Raw genomic sequence first — 12,259 nt, 5'->3', positions numbered from 1 at the left:
GTTCTCCTAGGCTTCGCACGCCGAAGAGGCTGGATTCACCAGTCGCTCGAGGGTCGCACGGTCCAAAATTTTCGTATCCAGTTTGATATAGATGGCGGCTTCTTCTGCAACCACCACAGCGTCGGTCACACCCGGCACGGCCATCAGGCGCTCGGTCAGGCCGGCTTCCCGGACCGCCTCAGGCGTCAGGGGCAAGCGCAGGCTGGTCACATATGGCGGCTCGTTCATGCGCAAGGCAACGATCAGCCAGATAGCACACAGCGCCGCACTACCGAGGAACACCGTGTCCAGCCCACCGTGCTGGAACAGCCAGCCACCAAGAATCCCGCCTAACGCTGCGCCGAGGAACTGGCTGGTGGAATACACCCCCATTGCCGTCCCCTTGCCACCGGCAGGCGACACCTTGCTCACCAGAGAAGGCAGCGAAGCCTCCAGCAGGTTGAATGCGGTAAAGAATACCACGGTGCCAATCACCAGTCCGCGCAAACCGTCAGCCCACTCCCAGAAGTATATCTCTGTCAGCAGCAGGACACTGACCGCGCCGGCCAACACACGTTTCATCTTGCGCTTTTTTTCGCCGTAGATGATGAACGGGACCATTGCAAAAAATGAGATGAACAGCGCGGTCAGGTACACCCACCAGTGCTGCTCCTTGGGCAGGCCGCCACGCTCGACGAACGCCAGCGGCAGCGCAACGAAGCTGGCCATGAGGATGGCGTGCAGGATGAAAATGCTTACGTCCAGGCGCAGAAGGTCCGGATGGCGCAGGGTTGGGCCGATGGCCTGGCGTGCCACACCCGACTCGCGGTGCTGCAGGATGCTGTGGGTGTTGGGCACGACAAACGCGATCAACAGGATGCCTACCAGGGCAAGCCCAGCCGTGACCAGGAACAAACCTGACAAACCAAAGGCACTTGTCAGCAGTGGACCAACGACCATGGCGACAGCGAACGACAGGCCGATGCTCATGCCGATCATGGCCATGGCCTTGGTCCGGTGTTGCTCGCGGGTGAGGTCGGACAGCAGCGCCATGACCGCAGCAGAAATTGCCCCGGCGCCCTGCAGGATGCGCCCGGCAATCACGCCCCAGATAGAGTCGGCCTGGGCCGCCAGCACGCTGCCAAGGGCAAAGATCACCAGCCCCAGATAAATCACCGGCCGGCGACCGATGCGGTCGGAAATCATCCCGAACGGAATCTGAAATACCGCCTGTGTAAGGCCATAGGCCCCAATGGCCAGGCCGATCAGCGCAGGCGTGGCGCCAGCCAGGTCCATGCCGTAGGTGGCCAGTACCGGCAAGACCATGAACATGCCCAGCATACGAAAGGCAAAGACCAGGGCAAGGCCGCCAGCGGCGCGGGTTTCGCCGCCACTCATGCGCTCGTTGTGGGTGTCGTGCATGGATTAACCTCGTGTGAACCGGCGGCGATTCTATCAGTCCGACAGCTTGACGGCATCTACGCGACGCTTTGCCGCGTACTGGCAGGGCGCCGTATACTTCCTTGTTTATGCCCGCCGAGCGAGGCCGTAGTGGACAAGATCCTGATTCGTGGGGCACGTACCCACAACCTGAAGAACATCGACCTGACCCTGCCCCGGGACAAGTTGATCGTGATCACCGGCCTGTCCGGTTCCGGCAAGTCGTCCCTGGCGTTCGATACCTTGTACGCCGAAGGCCAGCGCCGCTACGTGGAGTCGCTGTCGGCCTACGCCCGGCAGTTCCTGTCGATGATGGAAAAACCCGACGTCGACACCATCGAAGGCCTGTCGCCGGCGATTTCGATCGAGCAGAAATCGACCTCGCACAACCCGCGTTCCACGGTCGGCACCATCACCGAAATCTATGACTACCTGCGCCTGCTGTACGCCCGCGTCGGTACGCCACGCTGCCCGGACCACGATATTCCGCTGGAGGCGCAAACGATCAGCCAAATGGTCGACCTGGTGCTGGAAAACCCGGAAGGCAGCAAACTGATGCTGCTCGCGCCGGTAGTGCGCGAGCGCAAAGGTGAGCATCTGGCAGTGTTTGACGAGCTGCGCGCCCAGGGCTTCGTGCGGGCCAGGGTCAACGGCAAACTCTACGAACTCGATGAGTTGCCCAAGCTGGACAAGCAGAAGAAGCACAGCATCGATGTGGTGGTGGACCGTTTCAAAGTGCGCGCCGACCTGCAACAGCGCCTGGCCGAATCGTTCGAGACCGCGCTGAAGCTGGCCGATGGTATTGCCTTGGTGGCACCGATGGACGGCGAACAAGGCGAAGAGACGATATTCTCCGCGCGCTTCGCCTGCCCAGTGTGCGGCCACGCGATCAGTGAGCTGGAACCGAAGCTGTTCTCCTTCAACAACCCGGCTGGCGCCTGCCCGACCTGCGACGGCCTGGGGGTCAAACAGTTCTTCGACACCAAACGCCTGGTCAACACCGAGCTCACCTTGGCCGAAGGCGCGATCCGCGGCTGGGACCGCCGTAACGTGTACTACTTCCAGATGCTTGGTTCGTTAGCCGCGCACTATGGCTTCAGCCTGGAGGAGCCTTTCGGCGAGCTGTCGGCCGAACACCAGAAGGTGATCCTGCAGGGCAGCGGCAAGCAGAGTGTCGACTTCAAGTACCTCAACGACCGAGGCGACATCGTCAAGCGATCGCACCCGTTCGAAGGCATTGTGCCGAACCTTGAGCGCCGCTACCGCGAAACCGAATCGGCCACGGTGCGTGAAGAACTGGCCAAGTTCCTTGGCACACAACCGTGCCCGGATTGCCGGGGTACGCGCCTGCGCCGCGAGGCGCGCCATGTGTGGGTGGGCGAGAAGACCCTGCCGGCGGTAACCAATATGCCGATCGGTGAAGCCAGCAACTACTTTGGCGAACTGACCCTGACCGGCCGGCGTGGCGAAATCGCGGCAAAAATCCTCAAGGAAATCTGCGAACGACTTCAGTTCCTGGTCAACGTCGGCCTCGACTACCTGACCCTGGATCGTAGCGCCGACACCCTGTCCGGTGGTGAAGCGCAACGTATCCGCCTGGCCAGCCAGATCGGCGCCGGTCTTGTGGGGGTGATGTACATCCTCGATGAACCGTCCATCGGCCTTCATCAACGCGACAACGACCGCCTGTTGGCCACCCTCAACCATTTGCGCGACCTGGGCAACACGGTGATCGTGGTGGAGCACGACGAGGACGCCATCCGGCTGGCCGACTACGTGGTCGACATCGGCCCTGGCGCTGGTGTGCACGGCGGACAGATCGTCGCCGAGGGCTCGCCCCAGGAGGTCATGGACCACCCCGATTCGCTGACTGGCAAGTACCTGTCCGGGCGCAAGAAGATCGTTGTGCCGGCCAAGCGCACGCCGCGCAACAAGAAGCTGCAACTCAAGCTCAAGGGCGCGCGTGGCAACAACCTGCAGAACGTCGACCTGGAAGTGCCGATCGGCCTGCTGACCTGCGTGACCGGTGTATCCGGCTCGGGTAAGTCGACGCTGATCAACAACACCCTTTACCCCTTGGCCGCCACCGCCCTAAATGGCGCAAGCAGCCTGGAAGCCGCACCACACCACAGCATGGATGGCCTGCAGCACCTGGACAAGGTGGTGGATATCGACCAGAGCCCGATAGGCCGGACCCCGCGCTCCAACCCGGCGACCTACACGGGTATCTTCACACCGATCCGCGAGCTGTTCTCTGGTGTACCGGAGTCACGCTCGCGTGGTTATGGCCCGGGACGTTTCTCGTTCAACGTCAAGGGTGGCCGTTGCGAGGCCTGCCAGGGCGATGGCCTGATCAAAGTGGAAATGCACTTCCTGCCGGACATCTACGTGCCGTGTGACGTGTGCAAGAGCAAGCGCTACAACCGCGAAACCCTGGAGATCAAGTACAAGGGCAAGAACATCCACGAAGTGCTGGAAATGACCATCGAGGATGCCCGAGAGTTCTTCGATGCGGTGCCGGCGCTGGCGCGCAAGCTGCAAACGTTGATGGATGTGGGCCTGTCGTACATCAAACTGGGGCAGTCAGCGACCACGCTGTCAGGGGGTGAGGCACAGCGCGTGAAGCTGTCACGCGAACTGTCCAAGCGCGATACCGGCAAGACTTTGTACATCCTCGACGAACCTACCACCGGCCTGCACTTTGCCGATATCCAGCAACTGCTCGACGTATTGCATCGCCTGCGCGACCACGGCAATACCGTGGTGGTGATCGAGCATAACCTGGATGTGATCAAGACCGCCGACTGGCTGGTTGACCTGGGGCCGGAAGGTGGCTCCAAGGGTGGCCAGATCATTGCCTGCGGTACGCCAGAAGAGCTGAGCGAGATGAAGCAGTCATATACCGGCCATTACCTGAAACCATTGCTGGAGCGGGATCGAGCCTGAGTGTTGCCAGCGCAATGAAAAAGCCCCTGGTACCTATGGTGCCAGGGGCTTTTATTTGAGCCTGTGGATAACTTACATCTGCGACTGCAGGTAGTTTTCCAGCCCGATGGCCTTGATCAGGCCCTGCTGCTTCTCAAGCCAGTAGGTGTGATCTTCTTCGGTGTCGGCCAGCTGAGCACGCAGGATGTCACGGCTGACGTAGTCCTTGTGCAGTTCGCACAGCTCGATACCTTTGCAAAGCGCACCGCGCACCTTGTATTCGAGCTTGAGGTCTGCCTCGATCATTTCCGGCACAGTGCTGCCGACCTCCAGGTCATCCGCACGCATGTCAGGGGTACCTTCGAGCATGAGGATACGACGCATCAGGGCATCGGCGTGCTGCGTCTCTTCCTCCATCTCGTGGTTGATGCGCTCGTAGAGCTTGGACAGGCCCCAGTCTTCGTACATGCGCGAATGAATGAAGTACTGGTCGCGTGCCGCCAGTTCGCCCTTCAGCAGCGTGACGAGATAGTTGATTACGTCCGGGTGGCCTTGCATCGCCCTGATTCTCCATGTGAAAACGTCTATGCCACATAGTGTGAACCAGCTTTTGTCTACGGTCACTGAAAAACGCGCAATCAGACGCAAAAAAACGGTTAAACAGTAGTGATATTCATTGAAAAACCGCCCAAATGAGGGCGGTTCTACTTATCACTTCGACTTAGGCGAAATTGATGCCCAAAGCCTTCGCAATCCCTTCGCCGTAGGCCGGATCCGCCTTGAAGAAGTACTGCAACTGACGCTGGATCACGTCTTCGCTGACGCCCGCCATGGTGCCAGCGATGTTGCTGATCAGCAGGGCCTTCTGCTCATCGCTCATCAAACGGAACAAAGCGCCGGCGTGGCTGAAATAGTCAGTGTCCTCGCGGTGATCGTAGCGATCAGCCGAACCATTCATGGCCAATGCTGGCTCAGCATGGCGTGGGGACTGTTTCGGGGCGTCGCTGTAGCTGTTTGGTTCATAGTTCGGTGCACTACCGTAGCCGCCGGTAGCCATGGAGCCGTCGCGCTGATAGCTGTTTACCGGGCAGCGTGGCGCATTGACTGGCAATTGCTGGTGATTGGTACCCACGCGATAGCGGTGCGCGTCGGCGTAGGCGAATACGCGGCCTTGAAGCATCCGGTCTGGCGAAAGACCGACGCCGGGCACCATATTGCTAGGCCCGAACGCGGCCTGCTCGACCTCTGCGAAATAGTTGAGCGGGTTACGATTGAGTTCCAGCACACCCACCTTGATGAGCGGATAGTCCTTCTGCGACCACGTCTTGGTCACGTCGAATGGGTTCTCGTCACGGCTGGCAGCCTCGGCTTCGCTCATCACCTGAATGCAGACCGTCCAGCGCGGGTAGTCGCCACGCTCGATAGCCTCAAACAGATCTCGCTGAGCGTAATCCGGGTCGGTACCTGCCAGGCGTGCAGCGTCTGCCGGGGTGAGGTTCTTGATGCCTTGTTGAGTCTTGAAGTGCCACTTGACCCAGGTACGCTCACCCTTTGCATTGATCAGGCTGTAGGTGTGGCTGCCAAAACCATGCATATGGCGGTAGCCGTCCGGAATGCCACGGTCGGAAAAGAGGATGGTGACCTGATGCAGCGCTTCAGGGGAGTGCGACCAGAAATCCCACATCATCTGGGCGTTCTTCAGGTTGGACTGCGGGTGGCGCTTCTGGGTGTGGATAAAGTCCGGGAACTTCAGTGGGTCGCGAATGAAGAATACTGGCGTGTTGTTACCGACAATGTCCCAGTTGCCTTCCTCGGTGTAGAACTTCACCGCGAAGCCGCGCGGGTCACGCTCGGTATCAGCCGAACCGCGCTCGCCACCAACGGTGGAGAAACGTAAGAAAGTCTCAGTTTGTTTACCGATCTCTTCGAACAGTTTGGCGCTGGTATAGCCGGTAATATCGTGAGTAACGGTAAAGGTGCCATAGGCACCCGAACCTTTGGCATGGACACGGCGCTCTGGAATGTTCTCGCGGTTGAAATGGGCGAGCTTCTCGATCAGGTGGAAGTCGTCGAGCAGCAGCGGACCGCGCGGGCCGGCGGAGCGGGAGTTCTGGTTGTCGGCTACAGGTGCACCGCTAGCGGTGGTGAGAATCTTGCTCATGGGCTCTCCTTATCGGTCTACAAGCGCCGGCTTATCGGCTGTAAAGAGAGTATTGCCGAGCGAGATTACAGGTACAAATTTATTACATAACTTATATCAATAGAAATAAACAATAAGTATACAAACAAAAAACCGGGCACTAGGCCCGGTTCTTTGTAGCAGACAGAACGTCTTACTCAGCAGCTTCTACAGCACCGCCGACCGGACGATCAACCAGCTCGACGTACGCCATAGGCGCGTTGTCGCCAGCGCGGAAACCGCACTTCAGGATGCGCAGGTAGCCGCCCTGACGGGTGGCGTAACGCTTGCCCAGGTCGTTGAACAGTTTGCCAACAGCGGACTTCGAACGGGTACGGTCGAAGGCCAGACGACGGTTAGCAACGCTGTCTTCCTTGGCCAGGGTGATCAGCGGCTCGGCAACGCGGCGCAGTTCCTTGGCTTTCGGCAGGGTGGTTTTGATCAGCTCGTGCTCGATCAGCGACACTGCCATGTTCTGGAACATAGCCTTGCGGTGAGAGCTGGTACGGCTCAGGTGACGTCCACTTTTACGATGACGCATGATTCATTCCTTACCAAACACTACGTTCGGTGATTACGACGATCAGGCGGTCGCCTTGTCGTCTTTCTTAAGACTTGCAGGCGGCCAGTTGTCGAGGCGCATGCCGAGAGACAGACCACGAGAGGCCAGAACGTCCTTGATTTCAGTCAGGGACTTCTTACCCAGGTTAGGAGTCTTCAACAGCTCTACTTCGGTACGCTGAATCAGGTCGCCGATGTAGTAGATGTTCTCCGCCTTGAGGCAGTTGGCCGAACGTACAGTCAGTTCCAGGTCGTCAACCGGACGCAGCAGGATCGGGTCGATCTCGTCTTCCTGCTCGACTACGACAGGCTCACTGTCACCTTTGAGGTCGACGAACGCGGCCAACTGCTGTTGCAGAATGGTCGCAGCGCGGCGGATAGCCTCTTCAGGATCCAGGGTGCCGTTGGTTTCCAGATCAATGACCAGTTTGTCCAGGTTGGTACGCTGTTCAACACGGGCGTTCTCGACCACATAGGCGATACGACGCACCGGGCTGAACGAAGCGTCCAACTGCAGACGGCCAATGCTACGGCTTTCGTCTTCGTCGGTTTGACGGGAGTCGGCCGGCTCGTAACCACGACCACGAGCTACAGTGAGCTTCATGTTCAGAGCGCCGTTCGACGCCAGGTTCGCGATTACGTGATCGGGGTTGACGATCTCGACATCGTGATCCAGCTGAATATCGGCAGCGGTAACCACCCCCGAACCCTTTTTCGACAAGGTCAGCGTAACTTCGTCACGACCATGCAGTTTGATAGCCAGGCCTTTCAGGTTCAACAGGATTTCAATTACGTCTTCCTGAACACCTTCGATCGCGGAGTACTCATGGAGTACGCCATCGATCTCGGCCTCGACTACTGCACAGCCAGGCATGGAGGACAACAGGATGCGGCGCAGCGCGTTGCCCAGGGTATGGCCGAAACCACGCTCGAGAGGCTCGAGCGTAATCTTGGCGCGGGTCGGACTGACTACCTGCACATCAATATGGCGGGGAGTCAGGAACTCATTTACCGAAATCTGCATGGATGCACCTATTTTCTAGCCCTTACTTGGAGTAGAGCTCGACAATCAGGTTTTCGTTGATGTCGGCAGACAGGTCGCTGCGAGCAGGAACGTTCTTGAAAACGCCCGACTTTTTAGCAGCATCCACGTCAACCCACTCAACGCGGCCACGCTGGGCGCACAGTTCAAGGGCTTGAACAATGCGCAACTGGCCCAGCGATTTCTCGCGGACTGCGACCACGTCACCCGGACGAACTTGGTAGGATGGAATGTTTACAGTCTTACCGTTGACGCTGATCGCTTTGTGCGAAACCAGCTGACGGGACTCGGAACGAGTCGAGCCGAAGCCCATACGGTAAACGACGTTATCCAGACGGCACTCGAGCAGTTGCAGCAGGTTCTCACCGGTTGCGCCTTTTTTCGAGGCAGCAGCTTGGTAGTAACCGCGGAACTGACGCTCCAGAACACCGTAGATACGACGGACTTTTTGTTTCTCACGCAGCTGGGTGCCGTAGTCGGACTGACGGCCACGGCGCTGGCCGTGGATACCTGGGGCTGCTTCGATATTGCACTTCGATTCCAGAGCGCGAACGCCGCTCTTCAGGAACAGATCAGTGCCTTCACGACGAGACAGTTTGCATTTTGGACCAATGTAACGTGCCATTCTTCTGTCTCCTGATTACACGCGACGCTTCTTCGGCGGACGGCACCCGTTGTGCGGGATTGGCGTCACGTCGGTGATGCTGGCGATCTTGTAGCCGCAGCTGTTCAATGCACGAACGGCGGACTCACGACCTGGACCTGGACCCTTGACGTTAACGTCGAGGTTCTTCAGACCGTATTCCAGCGCAGCTTGACCAGCACGCTCAGCAGCGATCTGGGCTGCGAACGGGGTGGATTTGCGCGAACCACGGAAACCCGAACCACCGGAAGTCGCCCAGGACAAAGCATTGCCCTGACGATCGGTGATGGTCACGATGGTGTTGTTGAAAGAAGCGTGGATGTGGGCGATGCCATCAACCACTGTCTTTTTGACTTTCTTACGAGGACGAGCAGCAGGTTTTGCCATGTCTATATTCCTGGGCGATTACTTGCGGATCGGCTTACGCGGGCCCTTACGGGTGCGTGCGTTGGTCTTGGTGCGCTGACCGCGAACCGGCAGACCTTTACGATGACGCAGGCCGCGGTAGCAACCCAGGTCCATCAAGCGCTTGATCTTCATGTTGACGTCACGACGCAGGTCACCTTCGGTGGTGAACTTCGCGACTTCGCCACGCAGGGTTTCGATTTGCTCGTCGCTCAGATCCTTGATCTTAGCGGCTGGGTTTACACCAGCGTCTGCACAAATCTTCTGTGCAGTTGTGCGACCGACACCATAGATGTAGGTCAGCGAGATAACAGTATGCTTGTTATCTGGAATGTTGACGCCTGCAATACGGGCCATTCAGTGGGACTCCAATTGACAGCTACCTACGCCCCGGAAGCCAAGAAATAGGGCGCGAGATAATATCGCTGTAGAAACGAATAATCAACCCAGCAGCACACTAGCTGCTGGGTTTGAAGCGCAGATCACACTCAGCCTTGGCGCTGTTTGTGACGCGGTTCCGCGCTGCAGATCACTCGTACGACGCCTTCGCGACGGATGATCTTGCAGTTACGGCACAGCTTTTTCACCGATGCACGAACTTTCATTACCGACTCCTCGAACCTTAGGGGCGTATCAGCGCAGCAGACCGCTACCACCGTAGCCTTTCAGGTTGGCTTTCTTCATCAGGGATTCGTACTGGTGCGAAACGAGGTGCGATTGTACTTGGGACATGAAGTCCATCACAACCACTACCACAATCAGCAACGAGGTCCCGCCAAGGTAGAACGGCACATTTGCTGCCACCACCAGGAACTGGGGCAGAAGGCAGACGGCCATCATGTAAAGAGCACCGAACATGGTCAAACGGGTCAGAACGCCATCAATGTAGCGCGCCGACTGCTCACCAGGACGGATACCCGGAATAAAGGCACCGGACTTCTTCAGGTTTTCCGCTACGTCTTTCGGATTGAACATCAACGCTGTGTAGAAGAAGCAGAAGAAAATGATCCCTGCACTAAACAGCAGAATGTTCAACGGCTGACCAGGAGCGATCGACTGCGAGATGTCCTGCAGCCAGCCCATACCTTCAGACTGACCAAACCAGGCACCCAGCGAAGCCGGGAACAGCAGAATGCTGCTCGCGAAAATGGCCGGGATAACCCCTGCCATGTTCACCTTCAGCGGCAAGTGGCTGGTCTGCGCAGCGAAGACCTTGCGGCCCTGCTGACGCTTGGCGTAATGAACGGCGATACGACGCTGACCACGCTCAATGAACACCACAAAACCGATAATCGCTACTGCCAGCAGACCGATAGCGACCAGGGCGAAAATGTTGATATCGCCTGTGCGTGCAGACTCGAAAGACTGCCCGATTGCTCTCGGAAGACCGGCAACGATACCTGCGAAGATCAACATCGAGATACCGTTGCCCACACCGCGCTCGGTGATCTGCTCGCCCAGCCACATCATGAACATCGCGCCAGCCACGAAAGTGGAAACAGCGACGACATGGAAGCCCAGGCCTGCAGAAAACGCCACGCCCTGGTTGGCCAAGCCAATGGACATGCCAATGGCTTGGACCAGTGCCAGGATAACGGTGCCGTAGCGGGTGTACTGGCTGATCTTGCGACGGCCAGCTTCACCTTCCTTCTTCAACTGCTCCAGTTGCGGGCTGACCGCCGTCATCAACTGCATGATGATCGATGCCGAAATGTACGGCATGATCCCCAGTGCAAAGATGCTCATGCGCTCAAGCGCGCCACCGGAAAACATGTTGAACAAGCTAAGAATGGTCCCCTCATTCTGCCGAAACAGATCCGCCAGACGGTCCGGATTGATGCCGGGAACCGGGATATGTGCACCTATCCGATAGACGATGATCGCCATGAACAGAAAGCGCAGACGAGCCCAGAGTTCCGACATCCCGCCCTTACCGAGCGAAGAGAGAGCACCTTGCTTAGCCATTTATTCCTCGAATTTGCCGCCAGCTGCTTCGATAGCCGCACGCGCACCCTTGGTGGCTGCGATACCCTTGATGGTGACTGCGCGAGTAACTTCGCCAGACAGCATGATTTTCACACGCTGAATGTGCTGGTTGATCACGTTGGCATCCTTCAGGGATTGCACGGAGATCACGTCGCCTTCCACTTTGGCCAGCTCGGACAGACGCACTTCAGCGCGGTCCATGGCTTTCAGGGAAACGAAGCCGAACTTCGGCAGGCGACGGTGCAGCGGCTGTTGACCGCCTTCGAAGCCAGGAGCGATCGAACCACCCGAACGGGAAGTCTGACCTTTGTGGCCACGGCCGCCGGTCTTACCCAGACCGCTACCGATACCACGACCTGGACGATGCTTCTCGCGACGGGAACCCGGCGCTGGACTCAGATCATTGAGTTTCATCGATTAGCCCTCGACCTTCAGCATGTAGTAAGCCTTGTTGATCATCCCGCGATTCTCGGGAGTATCCTGGACTTCTACAGTGTGACCGATGCGACGCAGACCCAGGCCTTTAACACACAGCTTGTGGTTAGGCAGACGGCCCGAGACGCTCTTGATCAGCGTTACTTTTACGGTTGCCATGATCAGAAGATCTCCTCGACGCTCTTGCCACGCTTGGCGGCAATGGATTCAGGAGATTGCATGGCTTTCAGACCCTTGAAGGTGGCGTAAACCACGTTCACTGGGTTGGTCGAACCGTAGCACTTGGCCAGAACGTTCTGAACACCAGCAACTTCCAGGACAGCACGCATTGCGCCACCGGCGATGATACCGGTACCTTCCGAGGCAGGCTGCATGTAAACCTTCGAGGCGCCGTGGGCAGCCTTGGTGGCGTACTGCAGGGTGGTGCCCTTCAGGTCAACCTGAATCATGTTGCGGCGAGCAGCTTCCATGGCTTTCTGGATCGCGGCTGGTACTTCGCGCGACTTGCCACGGCCGAAGCCAACACGACCTTTACCATCACCCACCACGGTCAGCGCGGTGAAGGTGAAGATACGGCCGCCTTTTACGGTTTTGGCAACGCGGTTAACTTGAACCAGCTTCTCGATGTAGCCTTCGTCGCGCTTTTGATCGTTATTTGCCATAA

The 12,259-nt window shown here is 58.1% G+C and carries 14 protein-coding genes; 1 reads left to right on the top strand and 13 read right to left on the bottom strand.

Going from position 1 to position 12,259, the window contains the following annotated elements; genetic code table 11:
* Positions 1-6 precede the first annotated feature (6 nt).
* Entirely contained in the window at positions 7-1,401 is a 1,395-nt protein-coding gene (locus tag AC3B5Q_RS02260; RefSeq protein WP_021783896.1) for an MFS transporter, read from the bottom strand.
* 129 nt (positions 1,402-1,530) lie between these two features.
* On the opposite strand from AC3B5Q_RS02260, the gene uvrA reads away from it, so the two are divergent.
* Entirely contained in the window at positions 1,531-4,365 is a 2,835-nt protein-coding gene (gene uvrA, locus AC3B5Q_RS02255; RefSeq protein ID WP_028697804.1) for an excinuclease ABC subunit UvrA, read from the top strand.
* A gap of 72 nt (positions 4,366-4,437) precedes the next feature.
* Here uvrA and bfr read toward each other — a convergent pair whose 3' ends face one another.
* The 12 genes from bfr to rpsE form a co-directional block, all read right to left on the bottom strand.
* Positions 4,438-4,902 carry a bacterioferritin gene (gene bfr, locus AC3B5Q_RS02250; protein WP_003255449.1) on the bottom strand — a complete coding sequence of 155 codons (465 nt, stop codon included), beginning with the start codon at positions 4,900-4,902 and terminating at the stop codon, positions 4,438-4,440.
* 163 nt (positions 4,903-5,065) lie between these two features.
* Entirely contained in the window at positions 5,066-6,505 is a 1,440-nt protein-coding gene (locus AC3B5Q_RS02245) for a catalase (RefSeq protein ID WP_021783894.1), read from the bottom strand.
* Positions 6,506-6,677: 172 nt separating this feature from the next.
* A complete protein-coding gene (gene rplQ / locus AC3B5Q_RS02240) occupies positions 6,678-7,064 on the bottom strand; it encodes a 50S ribosomal protein L17 (RefSeq protein ID WP_003255451.1) in 387 nt (128 codons plus the stop codon).
* A gap of 42 nt (positions 7,065-7,106) precedes the next feature.
* A complete protein-coding gene (locus tag AC3B5Q_RS02235; RefSeq protein WP_003255452.1) occupies positions 7,107-8,108 on the bottom strand; it encodes a DNA-directed RNA polymerase subunit alpha in 1,002 nt (333 codons plus the stop codon).
* A 22-nt stretch (positions 8,109-8,130) separates the two neighbouring features.
* Positions 8,131-8,751, bottom strand: coding sequence for a 30S ribosomal protein S4 (gene rpsD / locus AC3B5Q_RS02230; RefSeq protein ID WP_003255453.1), 621 nt, complete (start codon positions 8,749-8,751; stop codon positions 8,131-8,133).
* A gap of 15 nt (positions 8,752-8,766) precedes the next feature.
* Positions 8,767-9,156 carry a 30S ribosomal protein S11 gene (gene rpsK / locus AC3B5Q_RS02225; RefSeq protein ID WP_003255454.1) on the bottom strand — a complete coding sequence of 130 codons (390 nt, stop codon included), beginning with the start codon at positions 9,154-9,156 and terminating at the stop codon, positions 8,767-8,769.
* Between the two features lie 18 nt (positions 9,157-9,174).
* A complete protein-coding gene (rpsM, locus tag AC3B5Q_RS02220) occupies positions 9,175-9,531 on the bottom strand; it encodes a 30S ribosomal protein S13 (RefSeq protein WP_012316515.1) in 357 nt (118 codons plus the stop codon).
* 131 nt (positions 9,532-9,662) lie between these two features.
* A complete protein-coding gene (rpmJ, locus tag AC3B5Q_RS02215; RefSeq protein ID WP_002555468.1) occupies positions 9,663-9,779 on the bottom strand; it encodes a 50S ribosomal protein L36 in 117 nt (38 codons plus the stop codon).
* A 28-nt stretch (positions 9,780-9,807) separates the two neighbouring features.
* Complete coding sequence (gene secY / locus AC3B5Q_RS02210) at positions 9,808-11,139, bottom strand: preprotein translocase subunit SecY (RefSeq protein WP_003255459.1); 1,332 nt, start codon at positions 11,137-11,139, stop codon at positions 9,808-9,810.
* Positions 11,140-11,574 (bottom strand): 50S ribosomal protein L15, encoded by a 435-nt coding sequence (rplO, locus tag AC3B5Q_RS02205; RefSeq protein WP_003255461.1) that lies wholly within the window; start codon positions 11,572-11,574, stop codon positions 11,140-11,142.
* 3 nt (positions 11,575-11,577) lie between these two features.
* Positions 11,578-11,754: a 50S ribosomal protein L30 gene (gene rpmD / locus AC3B5Q_RS02200; protein WP_003255463.1), complete on the bottom strand. Its 177-nt coding sequence runs from the start codon at positions 11,752-11,754 to the stop codon at positions 11,578-11,580.
* 2 nt (positions 11,755-11,756) lie between these two features.
* A complete protein-coding gene (rpsE, locus tag AC3B5Q_RS02195) occupies positions 11,757-12,257 on the bottom strand; it encodes a 30S ribosomal protein S5 (protein WP_003255465.1) in 501 nt (166 codons plus the stop codon).
* Positions 12,258-12,259: the final 2 nt, after the last annotated feature.

This window comes from Pseudomonas sp. D5(2026), from assembly GCF_057766845.1.
Note: the sequence above shows the minus strand (reverse complement) of the source record. Positions and strands in the feature narration are given on the sequence as shown.

Excerpts from the sequence above, each read along its gene's own strand:
- rplO (WP_003255461.1), bottom strand. The coding sequence starts at position 11,574 with ATGAAACTCAATGATCTGAGTCCAGCGCCGGGTTCCCGTCGCGAGAAG.
- rpsD (WP_003255453.1), bottom strand. The coding sequence starts at position 8,751 with ATGGCACGTTACATTGGTCCAAAATGCAAACTGTCTCGTCGTGAAGGC.
- rpmD (WP_003255463.1), bottom strand. The coding sequence starts at position 11,754 with ATGGCAACCGTAAAAGTAACGCTGATCAAGAGCGTCTCGGGCCGTCTG.
- rplQ (WP_003255451.1), bottom strand. The coding sequence starts at position 7,064 with ATGCGTCATCGTAAAAGTGGACGTCACCTGAGCCGTACCAGCTCTCAC.
- rpsM (WP_012316515.1), bottom strand. The coding sequence starts at position 9,531 with ATGGCCCGTATTGCAGGCGTCAACATTCCAGATAACAAGCATACTGTT.
- rpsE (WP_003255465.1), bottom strand. The coding sequence starts at position 12,257 with ATGGCAAATAACGATCAAAAGCGCGACGAAGGCTACATCGAGAAGCTG.
- AC3B5Q_RS02260 (WP_021783896.1), bottom strand. The coding sequence starts at position 1,401 with ATGCACGACACCCACAACGAGCGCATGAGTGGCGGCGAAACCCGCGCC.
- rpsK (WP_003255454.1), bottom strand. The coding sequence starts at position 9,156 with ATGGCAAAACCTGCTGCTCGTCCTCGTAAGAAAGTCAAAAAGACAGTG.
- bfr (WP_003255449.1), bottom strand. The coding sequence starts at position 4,902 with ATGCAAGGCCACCCGGACGTAATCAACTATCTCGTCACGCTGCTGAAG.
- AC3B5Q_RS02235 (WP_003255452.1), bottom strand. The coding sequence starts at position 8,108 with ATGCAGATTTCGGTAAATGAGTTCCTGACTCCCCGCCATATTGATGTG.
- rpmJ (WP_002555468.1), bottom strand. The coding sequence starts at position 9,779 with ATGAAAGTTCGTGCATCGGTGAAAAAGCTGTGCCGTAACTGCAAGATC.
- secY (WP_003255459.1), bottom strand. The coding sequence starts at position 11,139 with ATGGCTAAGCAAGGTGCTCTCTCTTCGCTCGGTAAGGGCGGGATGTCG.
- AC3B5Q_RS02245 (WP_021783894.1), bottom strand. The coding sequence starts at position 6,505 with ATGAGCAAGATTCTCACCACCGCTAGCGGTGCACCTGTAGCCGACAAC.